General features: G+C 71.4%; 17 protein-coding genes. 11 read left to right on the forward strand and 6 right to left on the reverse strand.

Annotated features, from left to right (window positions below):
- The first annotated feature begins 81 nt into the window (after positions 1-81).
- The 3 genes from ACFW48_RS21340 to ACFW48_RS21350 all read left to right on the forward strand — a co-directional run bounded on the left by ACFW48_RS21340 (position 82) and on the right by ACFW48_RS21350 (position 3,780).
- A complete protein-coding gene (locus ACFW48_RS21340; RefSeq protein WP_386316786.1) occupies positions 82-1,305 on the forward strand; it encodes an acetyl-CoA C-acetyltransferase in 1,224 nt (407 codons plus the stop codon).
- 69 nt (positions 1,306-1,374) lie between these two features.
- A complete protein-coding gene (gene meaB, locus ACFW48_RS21345; protein ID WP_386316788.1) occupies positions 1,375-2,331 on the forward strand; it encodes a methylmalonyl Co-A mutase-associated GTPase MeaB in 957 nt (318 codons plus the stop codon).
- Positions 2,332-2,490: 159 nt separating this feature from the next.
- Positions 2,491-3,780: an MFS transporter gene (locus ACFW48_RS21350; protein WP_386316789.1), complete on the forward strand. Its 1,290-nt coding sequence runs from the start codon at positions 2,491-2,493 to the stop codon at positions 3,778-3,780.
- Here ACFW48_RS21350 and ACFW48_RS21355 read toward each other — a convergent pair.
- Positions 3,719-4,405, reverse strand: a complete 687-nt coding sequence (locus ACFW48_RS21355) for a PepSY domain-containing protein (protein WP_386316790.1) — start codon at positions 4,403-4,405, stop codon at positions 3,719-3,721. The two genes, ACFW48_RS21350 and ACFW48_RS21355, sit on opposite strands and share 62 nt — an antisense overlap.
- Before the next feature lie 133 nt (positions 4,406-4,538).
- Between ACFW48_RS21355 and ACFW48_RS21360 the strand changes: the two genes are divergently transcribed.
- Both ACFW48_RS21360 and ACFW48_RS21365 read left to right on the forward strand, forming a co-directional pair.
- Positions 4,539-5,261, forward strand: coding sequence for a response regulator transcription factor (locus ACFW48_RS21360; RefSeq protein WP_386316792.1), 723 nt, complete (start codon positions 4,539-4,541; stop codon positions 5,259-5,261).
- Positions 5,258-6,697, forward strand: coding sequence for a sensor histidine kinase (locus ACFW48_RS21365; protein ID WP_386316793.1), 1,440 nt, complete (start codon positions 5,258-5,260; stop codon positions 6,695-6,697). The genes ACFW48_RS21360 and ACFW48_RS21365 overlap by 4 nt, the downstream gene beginning before the upstream one ends.
- A 25-nt stretch (positions 6,698-6,722) precedes the next feature.
- Here the strand turns inward: ACFW48_RS21365 and ACFW48_RS21370 are convergent, their stop codons facing one another.
- The 4 genes from ACFW48_RS21370 to ACFW48_RS21385 form a co-directional block, all read right to left on the reverse strand.
- Positions 6,723-7,199 carry a MarR family winged helix-turn-helix transcriptional regulator gene (locus ACFW48_RS21370; RefSeq protein WP_386316795.1) on the reverse strand — a complete coding sequence of 159 codons (477 nt, stop codon included), beginning with the start codon at positions 7,197-7,199 and terminating at the stop codon, positions 6,723-6,725.
- A 101-nt stretch (positions 7,200-7,300) separates the two neighbouring features.
- Positions 7,301-8,077, reverse strand: coding sequence for an AIM24 family protein (locus tag ACFW48_RS21375; protein WP_386316797.1), 777 nt, complete (start codon positions 8,075-8,077; stop codon positions 7,301-7,303).
- The gene (locus ACFW48_RS21380) at positions 8,074-8,724 is read right to left on the reverse strand and encodes an AIM24 family protein (RefSeq protein ID WP_386316799.1); all 651 of its coding nucleotides are present in this window, start codon (positions 8,722-8,724) and stop codon (positions 8,074-8,076) included. The genes ACFW48_RS21375 and ACFW48_RS21380 overlap by 4 nt, the downstream gene beginning before the upstream one ends.
- Before the next feature lies 1 nt (position 8,725).
- On the reverse strand, positions 8,726-9,358 hold the full coding sequence (locus tag ACFW48_RS21385) for an AIM24 family protein (protein ID WP_279561783.1): 633 nt from the start codon (positions 9,356-9,358) through the stop codon (positions 8,726-8,728).
- A 183-nt stretch (positions 9,359-9,541) separates the two neighbouring features.
- Between ACFW48_RS21385 and ACFW48_RS21390 the strand changes: the two genes are divergently transcribed.
- From ACFW48_RS21390 to ACFW48_RS21410, 5 genes are all read left to right on the forward strand, one after another.
- A complete protein-coding gene (locus ACFW48_RS21390; RefSeq protein ID WP_055421893.1) occupies positions 9,542-9,886 on the forward strand; it encodes a DUF3817 domain-containing protein in 345 nt (114 codons plus the stop codon).
- Complete coding sequence (locus ACFW48_RS21395; RefSeq protein WP_386316802.1) at positions 9,883-10,176, forward strand: MTH1187 family thiamine-binding protein; 294 nt, start codon at positions 9,883-9,885, stop codon at positions 10,174-10,176. The genes ACFW48_RS21390 and ACFW48_RS21395 overlap by 4 nt, the downstream gene beginning before the upstream one ends.
- A 77-nt stretch (positions 10,177-10,253) precedes the next feature.
- The gene (locus ACFW48_RS21400) at positions 10,254-10,763 is read left to right on the forward strand and encodes a MarR family winged helix-turn-helix transcriptional regulator (RefSeq protein WP_386316804.1); all 510 of its coding nucleotides are present in this window, start codon (positions 10,254-10,256) and stop codon (positions 10,761-10,763) included.
- Between the two features lie 168 nt (positions 10,764-10,931).
- A complete protein-coding gene (locus ACFW48_RS21405) occupies positions 10,932-11,273 on the forward strand; it encodes a DUF3817 domain-containing protein (RefSeq protein ID WP_386316806.1) in 342 nt (113 codons plus the stop codon).
- Positions 11,274-11,366: 93 nt separating this feature from the next.
- Positions 11,367-13,067: a methylmalonyl-CoA mutase gene (locus tag ACFW48_RS21410; protein WP_386316807.1), complete on the forward strand. Its 1,701-nt coding sequence runs from the start codon at positions 11,367-11,369 to the stop codon at positions 13,065-13,067.
- Positions 13,068-13,122: 55 nt separating this feature from the next.
- On the opposite strand, the gene ACFW48_RS21415 is transcribed toward ACFW48_RS21410, so the two are convergent.
- Entirely contained in the window at positions 13,123-13,764 is a 642-nt protein-coding gene (locus tag ACFW48_RS21415; protein ID WP_386316809.1) for a TetR/AcrR family transcriptional regulator, read from the reverse strand.
- A 236-nt stretch (positions 13,765-14,000) separates the two neighbouring features.
- Here ACFW48_RS21415 and ACFW48_RS21420 point away from each other — a divergent pair, with 236 nt between their 5' ends.
- Positions 14,001-14,978 carry a tetratricopeptide repeat protein gene (locus ACFW48_RS21420; RefSeq protein WP_386316811.1) on the forward strand — a complete coding sequence of 326 codons (978 nt, stop codon included), beginning with the start codon at positions 14,001-14,003 and terminating at the stop codon, positions 14,976-14,978.
- The last annotated feature ends 45 nt before the right edge of the window (positions 14,979-15,023 follow it).

Here is a 15,023-nt window from a genome sequence, read left to right on the forward strand (position 1 = left end):
GGCGGGATACCGCTCAGTACATTCGAGTAAACCCTCGTTCACTCCTCGGCCTGTGCGGGCCGGAAAAGGGGATCGCAGCTCATGTCTTCTGGAACGTCCGAAACCTCTGGAACGAACGGCACGACCTCCGTCATCGTCGCGGGTGCCCGCACCCCGATGGGGCGGCTCCTCGGCTCGCTGAAGTCCTTCTCCGGGGCCGACCTCGGCGGCTTCGCCATCAAGGCCGCCCTCGACCGGGCGGGGATCGGCGGCGACCAGGTCGAGTACGTGATCATGGGCCAGGTGCTCCAGGCCGGCGCCGGGCAGATCCCGGCCCGCCAGGCCGCCGTCAAGGCCGGCATCCCCATGAACGTCCCGGCGCTCACGATCAACAAGGTCTGCCTCTCCGGTCTCGACGCCATCGCGCTCGCCGACCAGCTCATTCGCGCCGGTGAATTCGAGGTGGTCGTGGCCGGCGGCCAGGAGTCCATGACCAACGCCCCGCACCTGCTGCCGAAGTCCCGCGAGGGCTACAAGTACGGCGCGGTCCAGATGATCGACGCCATGGCGTACGACGGTCTGACCGACTCCTTCGAGGGCGTCGCCATGGGCGAGTCCACCGAGAAGCACAACACCCGCCTCGGCATCGAGCGCGGCGTCCAGGACGAGATCGCCGCCCTCTCCCACCAGCGCGCCGCCGCCGCCCAGAAGAACGGCGTCTACGAGGCCGAGATCACCCCGGTCGAGGTCCCGCAGCGCAAGGGCGACCCGGTGCTGTTCAGCAAGGACGAGGGCATCCGCGGCGACACCACCGCCGAGTCGCTGGGCAGGCTGCGCCCGGCCTTCTCGAAGGACGGCACGATCACCGCGGGCTCCGCCTCGCAGATCTCCGACGGCGCGGCGGCCGTGGTCGTCATGAGCAAGGCCAAGGCGCAGGAACTGGGCCTGGAGTGGATCGCGGAGATCGGCGCGCACGGCAACGTCGCCGGGCCGGACAACTCTTTGCAGTCGCAGCCGTCCAACGCCATCCGGCACGCCCTGAAGAAGGAGGGCCTTCAGGTCGCGGACCTCGACCTGATCGAGATCAACGAGGCTTTCGCGGCCGTCACCCTGCAGTCAATGAAGGACCTCGGCGTCTCCACCGAAAAGGTGAACGTCAACGGCGGTGCCATTGCCCTGGGCCACCCCATCGGCATGTCCGGCGCCCGGCTCGTGCTGCACCTGGCGCTGGAACTGAAGCGGCGCGGCGGCGGGGTCGGCGCGGCGGCGCTGTGCGGCGGCGGCGGCCAGGGTGACGCGCTGATCGTGCGGGTACCCAAGGCCTGAGTGCGCGGTACGCCTTATCGCCTTCCCGCCTTCCCGCCTTCTCACCGAACGAAGCTGAACGGAGCTGTGATGCAGGACGTCTCCTCGCTGGTCGCCCAGGCCAGGGAAGGCCGGCCGCGGGCCGTGGCCCGGCTGATCTCCCTGGTGGAGGGGGCGTCCCCGCAGCTCAGGGAGGTCATGGCGGCCCTCGCGCCGCTGACCGGCGGGGCGTACGTGGTCGGACTGACCGGCTCGCCGGGCGTCGGCAAGTCCACCTCCACCTCGGCGCTGGTGACGGCGTACCGCAAGCAGGGCAAGCGGGTCGGCGTGCTCGCCGTCGACCCGTCCTCCCCCTTCTCCGGCGGCGCCCTGCTCGGCGACCGCGTCCGGATGTCGGAGCACGCGTCCGACCCGGGCGTCTACATCCGCTCGATGGCGACCCGCGGCCACCTCGGCGGCCTCGCCTGGGCCGCGCCGCAGGCGATCCGCGTCCTCGACGCGGCGGGCTGCGACGTGATCCTGGTCGAGACGGTGGGCGTGGGCCAGTCGGAGGTCGAGATCGCCTCCCAGGCCGACACCTCCGTCGTCCTCCTCGCCCCGGGCATGGGCGACGGCATCCAGGCGGCCAAGGCCGGAATCCTGGAGATCGGCGACGTCTACGTCGTCAACAAGGCCGACCGCGACGGCGCGGACGCGACCGCCCGCGAGCTGAACCACATGCTGGGCCTCGGCGAGGCCCGCGGTCCCGGCGACTGGCGCCCGCCCATCGTCAAGACCGTCGCCGCGCGCGGCGAGGGCGTCGACGAGGTCGTCGAGGCCCTGGAGAAGCACCGCGCGTGGATGGAGGAACGGAACGTCCTGGCCGAACGCCGCCGCACCCGCGCCGCCCGCGAGGTCGAGACGATCGCCGTCACCACCCTGCGCGAACGCATCGGCGACCTCCACGGCGACCGCCGCCTGGGCGCCCTGGCGGAACGCATCGTGGCGGGCGAACTGGACCCGTACCGCGCGGCCGACGAACTGGTGGCCGGGCTGACGAGCGGCTGACGCCGGAACCCGAAAAACCCGGTGCGGCCGCGGCGCCGCCCGGTATGTTGACCCGCATGTTCCTCCTCTTGGCCTAGGGCCCGCCCCGCACGCGACCGCCGCTACCCGGCCGTCGCGTGCTTCGGCGCCCCCTCGTTGCCTTCCTCTGAGGAACCTTCCGTGTCCACGCATGCTCCGCGGCCCTCGTATGCCGCCGTCCTCCGTGTCCCCCACGCCCGCCGTACCTTCGCCGCCGCTCTTGTCGGCCGGCTGTCGTACGGCACGGTCTCCCTCGCCCTGATGCTCTCCCTGACCCGGTCCACCGGGTCGTACGCCGTGGCCGGCACGGTACTGGCGATCTTCGGCGCCACGGGCGTCTTCCTTTCCCCCTACCGCGCGGCCCTCGTCGACCGGCACGGCCCGCGCCGGGCCCTGCTCCCCATGGCCCTGCTGTACGCCGCCCTGCTGTGCGCGCTCGCGGCGGTCTGCCGGCAGCCGGGCACGCCCGCGGCCGTCCTCGCGGTGACCGCCGCGTTCGCGGGCGCCTGCACGCCCCCGCTCGGGCCCACGATGCGCGCGGTGTGGGCCGAACTGCTGCCCGACCGGGCCATGCTGCAGCGCGCCTACAGCCTGGACGGCGTCGCCGAGGAGCTGCTCTTCGTCTCCGGCCCGCTCCTGGTCGGCGTGGTGATCGGCGTCGCCCCGCCGACCGTCGGCATCGTGCTCAGCGCGCTGCTGGTGGCGGTGGGCACCCTCGCCTTCGTCACGTCACCGGCGGCGGGCGTGCTGCGTCCGGCGGAGCGTGCGCAGGACGTCTCCGCGCCGTCCGGCCGAGGGGGAGCGGGGCAGGGGCGTGCCCTGCTGCAGCCCGTCGCCGTCGCCGCGGGCGTCGGCATCTCGGTGAGCGCCGTCGACCTCCTCGTCGTCGCCTTCGCGGGCCAGCGCGGCCTCGGCGGCTCCACCGTCGCCTGGGTGCTCGCGGCGCTGTCGGCGGGCAGTGCGGTCGGCGGGCTCCTGAACGGCGCCATCACCTGGAGCTCGTCCGCCCGTGCCCGGCTCCCGTTCCTCACGGCCGGCCTCGGTGTCTGCCTGGTCGCCGCGGGCCTCGCGTCCGGCGTCGGCACGCTCGTCGTGGCGGTCGCCTGCGCGGGCCTGTTCGTGGCACCGGCGCTCACGACGGCCTACCTGATCGCCGACGAGAGCGCGGCGCCCGGTTTCCGGATCCGGGCGGGAGCCTGGTGCAACACGGCCGTGAACGCCGGCGGTTCCGCCGGCGCCGCGGCGGTGGGCCTGCTGGTGGAACGGCTGCCGCTGCCGGTCTGCTTCGCGGTGTCCGGCGCGGTCGCCGTGGCGGCGGCGCTGGTGCCGGGGCGCCGCCACGGCCGGTCCGTGGAGCAACCGGGACTGCTCAGTCGTCGTCCGAGTCGGAGTCCGGGTGCGAGTGCGAGTCGTCCGAGCGGTCGGCCGTGACCTTGCCGGTCTTCAGGTCCACCCGCCAGTCCTGCTCGGCCTTGCCGGAGGACCGCGTCTCGACCTCCCAGGCCGCCTTGCCGTCGCCGTAGTGGCCGTCGTCGTCCAGCTCCACGGAGGTCACGGTGCCGTGGCCGGCCGCCGCCTTCGCGGCCTCGGCGGCGTCCACGGAGGAGCCCTTCAGAGCGGCCCGCACCTCGTCGGTGTCGTCCTCGTCGTCCGTCTCCGAGCCGAGGACCTTGCCGCCTGCCGGGTCGATCCGGACGCTGTGCCAGGTGCCGTCACCGGCGAGGACGTCGACCTCCCAGGCCGTGCGCTCACCGTCGTCGCCGTCCTCGTCGTCCAGTTCGGCGGAGACGGCGGTGCCCGGCACCTTCTTCAGGGCGGAGGCGATGGCGTCGGCCGCCGTCACCTTCGCGGAGGACACGCGGGCGTCGTCGTCATCGCGGTCGCGGGAGTCGTCCCGGTCGCCGGCGTCGTCGTTCGCGTCGTCGTCCGAGGCCCGGACGTCCGCCTGCCGCGTCGTACCCGGCTCGTCGTCCCCGGTGGTCGCCAGAGCCGTCGCCGTACCGCCTCCGATCAGTGCGGCGGCGGTGACGGCGGCGATCACGATGTCGCGCTTCATGCGGTTCCTCCCGAGTCGTACAAGGTCGTTCGAGTCGATGTGATTTCGACGCCTTCACTGTCGCGGACCGACGCTGAGGCCAACCTGAAGCCGCCTGAAGGGATCTTCAGCTTCGCTTTGCGACTCTTTACGCATGCGCCCGCCCGTCGCCCACCACCATCCTGCCCGAGGCGCTTCGCGCCGCCCCTCTCGAATCTTGATCGTGGAGGACGAGAAGCGCCTCGCCGTGTCGCTCGCCAAGGGCCTCACCGCGGAGGGCTACGCCGTGGACGTCGTCCACGACGGCCTGGAGGGCCTGCACCGGGCCGGCGAGGGTACGTACGACCTCGTCATCCTCGACATCATGCTGCCCGGCCTCAACGGCTACCGGGTCTGCGCCGCCCTGCGCGCCGCCGGGCACGACGTGCCGATCCTCATGCTCACCGCCAAGGACGGCGAGTACGACGAGGCCGAGGGCCTGGACACGGGCGCGGACGACTACCTCACCAAGCCCTTCTCGTACGTCGTCCTCGTCGCCCGCGTGAAGGCCCTGCTGCGGCGCCGGGCACAGGGCGCCGGGGCGTCGCCCGTGCACGTCCACGGCGACCTGAAGGTCGACACCGCCGCCCGCCGGGTCTTCCTGGGCGAACGCGAAGTCACCCTCACCGCGAAGGAGTTCGCCGTCCTGGAGCAGCTCGTGGTGCGGGCCGGACAGGTCGTGTCCAAGGCGGAGATCCTGGAGCACGTCTGGGACTTCGCCTACGAGGGCGACCCCAACATCGTCGAGGTGTACGTCAGCGCCCTGCGGCGCAAGCTGCGCGCCGGTCTCATCCGCACCGTGCGCGGCGCCGGTTACCGGCTGGAGGGCGAGCGGTGAGCCGGCTCCTCGGGTCGGTCCGGGCCCGGGCCACGCTCGGCGCCACCCTGGTGGTCGCCGTCGCCCTCGTCGCGGCCGGCACCGCCGTCCTGCTGTCCCTGCGCTCCAACCTGCTCGGTGAGGCCGGCACCCAGGCGGAGCGCTCCGCACGGGAGGTCGCCACCGAGCTGGCCGTCGGGACGCCGTACACCGAGCTGTCGCTGGACGTGGACGACCGCCCGGTGCAGGTCGTCGACGAGGACGGCGGGCTGGTGGCCGCCAGCGAGGACCTGGAGCGGATCAGCGGCACCGGTGTCGACGCCGTGAAGCCGCAGCCCATCCCCGCCTCCACCGGCGACGACGACGGCGACGGCGACGGTGACTCGGACGACGACGACTCCGGCGAGTCGCTGGAGCCCGGTGAGATCGGCGAGCGGACCACCGTCAGCGACGGTTCCGCGACGATCGACGGCGACACGGAGGACTACCGCTTCGCCGCCGTACCCGTGCAGAACCGGGCCGGGGACGATCTCACCGTCTACGCCGGTGCCCCGCTGTCCGCCGAACACGGCGCCGTGAACACCGCGCTGACCGTCATGCTGATCGGCTTCCCGCTGCTGCTCGCGGTCGTCGGGTGGGTGACCTGGCTGGTCACCGGGCGCGCGCTGCGCCCCGTGGCGGGCATCCGCCGGGAGATGGCCGCGATCACCGCCAGCGAGGACCTCGCGCGCCGCGTCCCGGTGCCGGACACCCACGACGAGGTCGCCCGGCTCGCCTCGACCACCAACCAGACGCTGGCCGCCCTGGAGTCGTCGGTGGAGCGGCAGCGGCGCTTCGTCGCCGACGCCTCGCACGAGCTGCGCAGTCCGATCGCCTCGCTGCGCACCCAGCTGGAGGTGGCCGCCGCCCACCCGGAGCTGCTCGACCTCGACGGCGCCGTGGAGGACACCGTACGGCTGCAGCGGCTCGCCGCCGATCTGTTGCTGCTGGCCAGGCTGGACGCGGGGGAGCGGCCCGCCGACGCGCGCGTCGACCTCGCGGTGCTCGCGCGGGAGGAGGCCGGGGGCCGGAGCGGGGTGAGCGTGCGGGCCGAGGGCGACGCTGCGGGCGAGGTGACGGTGGCCGGGTCGCGGGGGCAGCTGGGGCGGGTGCTGGCCAATCTGCTCGACAACGCGCAGCGGCACGCCCGCTCGGCGGTGGAGGTCTCCGTCCGGCGGGACGGCGACACGGCCGTGGTCGCGGTGTCCGACGACGGGGAGGGCGTGCCGGCGGCCGACCGGGAGCGGATCTTCGAGAGGTTCGTACGGCTCGACGCCGCCCGCAGCCGCGACGACGGCGGGGCGGGGCTGGGGCTGGCCATCGCCCGCGACGTCGCCGTGCGGCACGGGGGCACGCTCACCGTCCACGAAGCACCGGCAGGCGGCGCCCTGTTCGAGCTCCGCCTGCCGGGTGCCTAGGCCCGCACGGTCCGGGCGGACGTGATCAGGAGCGTCCTCGCTGCCCGCGCAGGTGCTCAGCGATCGGCTTGAGCGCCTTGTCGAGCTCGGTCAGGGCCTCGGGGTCCAGCAGGTCGATGAAGTGCCTGCGAACGGACGCCACGTGGTGCGGCGCGACCTTCCGCATCGTCTCCAGGCCGTGCTCGGTGAGGACGGCGTAGAGCCCGCGGCGGTCGGACTCGCAGTTCTCCCGCCGGACCAGGTCCGCGTTCTCCATGCGGGTGATCTGGTGGGAGAGGCGGCTCTTGGACTGCATCGTGGCGGTGGCCAGGTCGCTCATCCGCATTCTGTCGCCCTCCGACTCGGAGAGGTTCACCAGGATTTCGTAGTCGTTCATTGTCAGGCCGAACGGCTGCAGGTCCTTCTCGAGCTGGTGCGTCAACAGCCTGTTGACCTCCAGGTGGGTGCGCCAAGCACACTGCTCCGTATCGGTCAGCCAGCGGGTGGCCGTCTCGGTCTCCATGAATGAAGTCTACCTAAAAGGTTGAAAGGTGAACTAATGAGGGGCTTTCCGTGACGATGACGGTGCGCACGCGTTCGATGTCACACTCCGCAGATTACCGCTCACAGCCCGAAGCGGCGCTGGAGGTCCCCCAGCTGTCCGGGAAGACCCGGTACCCCGGACCGGCCTCCCGGCGCTCCGGACGCGCCGCCGCCGGGCACCCCCGCCTGCTGCGGAGTGGCCCCCGTGGCCTGCTCCGCCATCAGCGCCTCGCTCGACTGCAGCAGCACCGTCCCCGCCCCCACGAACTCGAACTGGTGCTCCTCCCCGGAGGCCCCGCCGAGTCCCGTCATCGCACGTAGACCGCCCATCAGACCGGTCATGTACCCGTGGTCGTAGTGATGGCACGGGGACGGGCAGTCGGCCCAGCCGACCAGGGCCTGGGGGTCGACCCGGATCGGGGGTTCCATGAACACCACCGGACCGTTCGACGCGGCCACGAACTTTCCGGTTCCGATCAGTGTCAGGAAACCCGGCACGATCGACTGCTTGAGCGCGAGACTTGGCTGAAAAGCAAGCAAGTTGCCAGAGCGAATGGTCAGATTGCCATCTTCAAGGTCATATGAATTCACGTCGAAGGCCCGGTCGGCGAGGAGCATCTTGCCCGAACCCTCGGCCACGACCCAGTCGCTCGCGTGCAGAGGCGAATGGAAGGACGTGCGCATCAGACGGTCCAGCCGGCCGTGCCCGATCCCGTTGAACTCGATCGTCCCGTAGTAGGCGATCATCTTCCCCTTCTGCAGGAACCACTGGCTCCCCTTCAGCTCCACGCAGAAGGTGTACGCGTTGACGTTGTCGTCGGCCGGCAGCGTCGCCGGGTCGTGGTGGACCGTGCTCACAGCTTCTCCTCGGACGCCTGGACGAACACCGTGCCGCTGCCGCTCAGCTCCAGCTGGAACGCCTCGCCGGAGCCGCGCCCCACCATGTCCCGCCAGCCCATCGCCGTGGACAGCTTGTTGCGTACGTCGCCGTGGTGGGCGACGTAGGCCTGCGGATCGACGCGCACCGGGCGCTGCGGGGTGATGGGGATCTCGAAGACGCCCCCGTGGGCCATCACCGCCACGGAGCCGTGTCCCTTCAGGGTGGTCGTGAACAGCCCCTGACCGCTGACCTGGCCGCGCACCATGCCCATGACCCCGCCCTGCGAGCCCAGGAACACCGTGCCCTGCTCCAGGGTGCCCTCGAAGGCGAGGAGGCGGTCCGCCTCGACGTACAGGGTGTCGCCGGCGAGGCCGATCACCTGCACGTGGTGGCCGCCGTGCCCGAAGAGCACCGTGCCGCTGCCCTCGACGGTCATCAGCGGCGTGTCCTCGTCGGCCACCCGGCGGCCGATCATCGACATGACGCCGCCCTGGCCACCGGACATGTTCGGAGTGAAGGACACCTCGCCCTGGTAGGCGAGCATCGCGCCGCGCTGACTGAACAGCCGCTGCCCGGGCGCCATGGTCGCCTGCACCATCTTGGAGTTGATCTCCTGGAAGGCCATCTCACACATCCCCCGCGATCGTGTTCCGCTCGCTCGGCTGCACGTACACCAGGCCGTCGCCCTCGAAGCGGATCTGGAAGGCCTCCCCGCCGCCCTCCCCGAACAGCGTGCGGAACGTCACACCCGACTGGAAGGACTGCCGCAGGTTCCCCTGGTGCGCGACGTACGCCCCCGGGTCGACCGTCAGCGGGTACTGGGCGCTGACCCGCAGCACCACCGCCGGCCCGTCCGACATGATCGCCACCTGTCCGTGGCCCTCCACGGTCGTGGTGAACAACCCGTTGCCCTGGGAGGCGCCGCGCGTCCCCGTGAAGCTGGTGCCCGTGCGCAGCCCGGCGTCGGCCGCCAGGAAGTTGCTGGACTCGACGTAGAGCGTGTCGCCCTGGAGACCCACGAGGCTGATCTCCGACGCCCGGTCCGCGAACCAGCAGGTCCCGTGCCCCTTCACCTCCATCACCGTCATCTGCTCGCCGGTGATCCGCCGGGTCACCATCCCCCGGATCCCCTCACCGCCGCCGCTCAGCTTCTTGAAGGCCATCTCACCGTCGTACGCGACCATCGAGCCGTTCTTCGCCTTCACGGCGTCCCCGGTCATGTCGACGGCGAGTACCTTGCTGTCTTGAAGTCGGAACATCGCCACAAATGTGAAGGTAGCCCGCCGGGCGGGCCCGCCGACAGGTTCCCGCCCCCCTCGCCCGGGCGCGTCGGCGGTTTGCCACAATGGACGCGCGCTTGTGCGCACGTTCACAAACCGCCTGTCCGGCGGTGCCCGACGTATCGACCCCTCTCCCGATCCCTCTCCCACCGAAGGTGACCCGTGGACCTCAAGACCGCCTCCGCCCTCCGCCGCCTCCGCCTGGTCTCCGGCCCCGAGGCGATCTCGTTCCTCCTGCTGCTGGTCTGCTCCGTCCTGAAGCGGACCACGGACTTCAACGCGGTGCCCGTGATGGGCATGGTCCACGGCGTTCTCTTCGTCCTGTACGTGATCTTCTGGGCGGACGCCTGGAACCGCGCCAAGTGGTCCTTCGGCACCGCCGCCTTCTACTTCGTCATGTCGGTCCTGCCGACCGGCGGCTTCTTCGCCGAGCGCAGGCTCAAGCGTGAGGCCGAGAGCGCGGTCATCGCCTCCCGCGCCCGCCAGGAAGGGGTCGTGGGCGCGTGATCGTCGCCTTCTCCGTGACGCCGCTCGGCGTCGGCGAGGACGTGGGGGAGTACGTCGCCGACGCCGTACGGGTGGTTCGCGAGTCGGGCCTGCCCCATCGCACCGACGCGATGTTCACGTCCGTCGAGGGCGAGTGGGACGAGGTCATGGACGTCGTCAGGCGGGCCGTCGCCGCCGTCGAGGCGCGGGCACCGCGCGTCTCCCTGGTCCTCAAGGCGGACATCCGCCCCGGCGTGACGGACGGCCTCACGTCGAAGGTCGACACGGTGGAGCGGCATCTCGCCGGGTAGCCGTGCGCGGCGGGCGGTGGTATCGAAAGGCGAGACGGGGCTGACCGGCATGTGACCGGCCGGTATGGTCTGTTGCCGTGCCGAAGCCCCTCAGTCTCTCCTTCGATCCCATCGCCCGTGCCGACGAACTCTGGAAGCAGCGCTGGGGTGGCGTGCCCTCCATGTCCGCCATCACCTCGATCATGCGGGCGCACCAGATCCTGCTGGGCGAGGTCGACGCCGTGGTCAAGCCGTACGGACTGACCTTCGCGCGCTACGAGGCGCTGGTGCTGCTCACCTTCTCCAAGTCGGGCGAACTGCCGATGTCCAAGATCGGTGAGCGCCTCATGGTGCACCCCACCTCCGTGACGAACACCGTCGACCGGCTGGTGAGGTCGGGCCTGGTGGACAAGCGCCCCAACCCCAACGACGGCCGCGGCACGCTCGCCACCATCACCGACAAGGGCCGTGAGGTGGTCGAGGCGGCCACCCGCGACCTCATGGCGATGGACTTCGGCCTGGGCGCGTACGACGCCGAGGAGTGCGGCGAGATCTTCGCGATGCTCAGGCCGCTGCGGGTCGCCGCGGGGGACTTCGAGGAGGCCTAGGGCCTGTCTGACAATTCCCGTCTGCCTCGCGACGCCATGCACGCACTCTCGCCGCACCTGACGCCGCGAGGCCGCCCTCCGGGCGACGACGGGAATTGTCAGACAGGCCCTAGCGAGTCGCCGGGCCCGCCCGAAGATCGCGCGAATCGGACGGTTACGCTCGTACGCATGAAAAAGAGCGTGCTGACCCGCTACCGGGTCATGGCGTACGTCACCGGTGTGCTGCTGATCCTGCTCTGCCTCGGCATGATCGCCAAGTACGTGCTGGACATGGACGGTGCCGCCGACTTCACCCGCATCGTCAGCATCGCGCACGGCTGGCTGTACGTCGTCTACCTCGTCTTCGCCTTCGACCTGGGTGCCAAGGCGAAGTGGAAGGTCAGCAAGCAGCTGTGGGTGCTGCTGGCCGGGACCATCCCGACCGCCGCGTTCTTCGTGGAGCGCAAGGTCAGCCAGGAGCTGGAGGCCAAGGTCGCCGCGGCCGAGGCGCCCGCGGTCGCCGGGGCGTAGACAGTCCCTGTCAAGCCCTCTCACCGCCGTACGGGCACCCGTGCGGCGGTACCCCATCGACATTTACTTGGACGTCCTAGTAAATTCGAGGGTATGGACGCTCACGCCATAGAGGAGGGCCGCCTTCGCTGGCAGGCCCGGTACGACGCGGCGCGCAAGCGCGACGCGGACTTCACCACGCTCTCCGGCGATCTCGTGGAGCCGGTGTACGGACCCCGGCCCGGGGACGAGTACGAGGGCTTCGAGCGGATCGGCTGGCCGGGGGAGTACCCCTTCACCCGCGGCCTGCATCCGACCGGATACCGAGGGCGGACGTGGACCATCCGGCAGTTCGCCGGGTTCGGCAACGCCGAGCAGACCAACGAGCGCTACAAGATGATCCTCCGCAACGGCGGAGGCGGGCTCTCGGTCGCCTTCGACATGCCGACGCTGATGGGCCGCGACTCCGACGACCCCCGCTCCCTGGGCGAGGTCGGGCACTGCGGCGTGGCCATCGACTCGGCCGCCGACATGGAGGTGCTGTTCGACGACATCCCGCTCGGGGACGTGACGACCTCCATGACGATCAGCGGGCCCGCCGTCCCCGTGTTCTGCATGTACCTCGTCGCCGCGGAACGGCAGGGCGTGGACGCCTCCGTGCTCAACGGCACGCTCCAGACCGACATCTTCAAGGAGTACATCGCCCAGAAGGAGTGGCTCTTCCAGCCCGAGCCGCACCTGCGCCTGATCGGCGACCTGATGGAGTACTGCGCGGCCGGCATCCCCGACTACAAGCCGCTCTCCGTCTCCGGCTACCACATCCGCGAGGCCGGCTCGACGGCCGCGCAGGAACTGGCGTACACGCTGGCGGACGGCTTCGGGTACGTGGAGCTGGGCCTGTCCCGCGGGCTGGACGTCGACGTCTTCGCCCCCGGCCTCTCCTTCTTCTTCGACGCGCACCTCGACTTCTTCGAGGAGATCGCCAAGTTCCGCGCGGCGCGGCGCATCTGGGCCCGCTGGATGCGGGACGTGTACGGCGCGAAGTCCGACAAGGCACAGTGGCTGCGTTTCCACACGCAGACCGCCGGCGTCTCGCTCACCGCCCAGCAGCCCTACAACAACGTGGTGCGTACGGCGGTGGAGGCGCTCGCGGCGGTCCTCGGCGGCACCAACTCCCTGCACACCAACGCCCTGGACGAGACCCTCGCCCTGCCCAGCGAGCAGGCCGCCGAGATCGCCCTGCGCACCCAGCAGGTGCTGATGGAGGAGACCGGCGTCGCAAACGTCGCCGACCCGCTGGGCGGTTCCTGGTTCGTCGAGCAGCTGACGGACCGGATCGAGGCGGACGCGGAGAAGATCTTCGAGCAGATCAAGGAGCGGGGGCTCAGGGCCCATCCCGACGGGCAGCACCCCATCGGGCCGATCACCTCCGGCATCCTGCGCGGCATAGAGGACGGCTGGTTCACCGGCGAGATCGCCGAGTCCGCCTTCCGCTACCAGCAGTCCCTGGAGAAGGACGACAAGAAGGTCGTCGGCGTCAACGTCCACACGGGTTCCGTCACCGGTGACCTGGAGATCCTGCGGGTCAGCCACGAGGTGGAGCGCGAGCAGGTGCGGGCGCTGGGCGAGCGCAAGGCCGCTCGCGACGAGGCGGCCGTGCGGAGCGCTCTGGACGGCATGCTGGCCGCGGCGCGCTCCGGGGCCAACATGATCGGGCCGATGCTGGACGCGGCGCGTGCGGAGGCGACGCTGGGGGAGATCTGTGGCGTGCTGCGGGACGAGTGGGGGGTGTACACGGAGCCGGCGGGGTTCTAGGTGCACGGTGCCGGTGCGGGCGTAGTCCAGGGGGCTCCGCCCCTGGACCCCCGGCCTATGCCCACCCACCACCCGACTCGGTCGGCTGGGAGGCCAGCCCCCACAGCAGCACCTGCGTCAGACCCCGCACCCACTCCCCGTCCGCCGGCTCCGCGCTGACCAGGGTGCGGTGGACCACCGCACCCGCCACCACGTCGAAGATGAGGTCCGCGGTGCGGGCGGCCTCGGCCGGGTCGGTCTCGGGGGGCAGCTCGCCGCGTGCCTGGGCGCGCGCCCTGCCCTCCAGGACCAGGCGTTTCTGGCGTTCCACGATCGACGTGCGGATGCGCTCGCGCAGCGCGTCGTCCCGCGTGGACTCGGCGACCACCGCCATCAGGCCGCTCTTGGCCTCCGGGCGGGCCAGGATCGCCGCGAACTGGAGCACCACGCCCTCGATGTCGGCGGCCAGGGAGCCGCGGTCGGGGAGCCGCAGCTCGTCGAACAGTTCGGCGACCGCGTCGACCACCAGCTCGTTCTTGCCCGCCCAGCGGCGATAGAGCGTGGTCTTGGCAACCCCGGCCCGCGTCGCCACGTCTCCCAGGGTGAGCTTCGACCAGCCCAGGTCCACCAGGGCCGCCCGCGTCGCGGCCAGGATCGCGGTGTCCGCCGCGGCGCTGCGAGGGCGCCCGGTACGGCCGGCGGAGGTACTGCTCTGCATTCCCCGACCTTAACCGGGGGGTAACCCGCGAGTGACCGTGAGGGAGATCACGGGGGCGGGGTGTTCCCGCGGTCCGTCGGGGCATTACGCTACGGGTCGTAGCGAAAGCACGGGTCCGCCCGTGCCCCAGCGACGACCACGGGCGTGGGGTGGGGACCCGGCGCCGACAGAACACTTCAGGGCGGGCTTTCGACCCGCTTTTCACGCACGCGCGGAGTACGGGGGAGGATAGACCCATGCAGCCACGGAACATGTCCATGAGCGGGGTCGTCGACCTCGCCGCGGTGAAGCAGGCCCAGGAGGCCAAGGCGAAGGCGGAGCAGGCGCGCGCCGAGGCGGCCCGGCACGGCGGGACGGGTGCCGTCTCGCCGGCCGACCTCGTCATCGACGTCGACGAGGCCGGCTTCGAGAGTGAAGTCCTGCAGCGGTCCACCGAGGTCCCGGTCGTCATCGACTTCTGGGCCGAGTGGTGCGAGCCCTGCAAGCAGTTGAGCCCGGTGCTCGAACGCCTCGCCGTCGAGTACAGCGGCCGTTTCGTCCTCGCCAAGATCGACGTCGACGCCAACCAGATGCTGATGCAGCAGTTCGGTGTCCAGGGCATCCCGGCCGTGTTCGCGGTCGTGGCCGGACAGGCGCTGCCGCTCTTCCAGGGTGCCGCCAGTGAGGCGCAGATCCGCCAGACCCTGGACCAGCTGGTGCAGGTCGCCGAGGAGCGCTTCGGCCTGACCGGTCTCGCCGTCGACCCCGAGGCGGAGCCGGGCGCGCAGCCCGCCGCCGCCCCCGAGCGTCCGGCCGGTCCGCACGACGCGGCCTTGGAGGCCGCCGTGCAGGCGCTGGACGCCGGCGACCTGGCCGGAGCCGTCCAGGCATACAAGAACGTGCTCGGCGAGGACCCGGGCAACACGGAGGCCAAACTGGGCCTGGCCCAGGCCGAGTTGCTCCAGCGCGTGCAGAGCGCCGACCCGCAGCGGGTCCGTCAGGACGCGGCCGACAAGCCGGGTGACGCCCAGGCGCAGATCGCCGCCGCCGACCTGGATCTGGTGGGCGGTCACGTGGAGGACGCCTTCGGGCGCCTCATCGACACGGTGCGCGTCACGGCCGGGGACGACCGGGACGCCGTACGGCTGCGGCTGCTGGAGCTGTTCGAGGTGGTCGGCGCCGACGATCCGCGGGTTGCCGTGGCGCGCAGGGCGCTGGCCCGCGCCCTGTACTAGAGGGCGCTCCGGGCCCCTTTCGCCGACCGGTCACCGACCGTTCGT

Source organism: Streptomyces sp. NPDC058812, from assembly GCF_042744565.1.
Lineage (GTDB): Bacteria > Actinomycetota > Actinomycetes > Streptomycetales > Streptomycetaceae > Streptomyces > Streptomyces thinghirensis.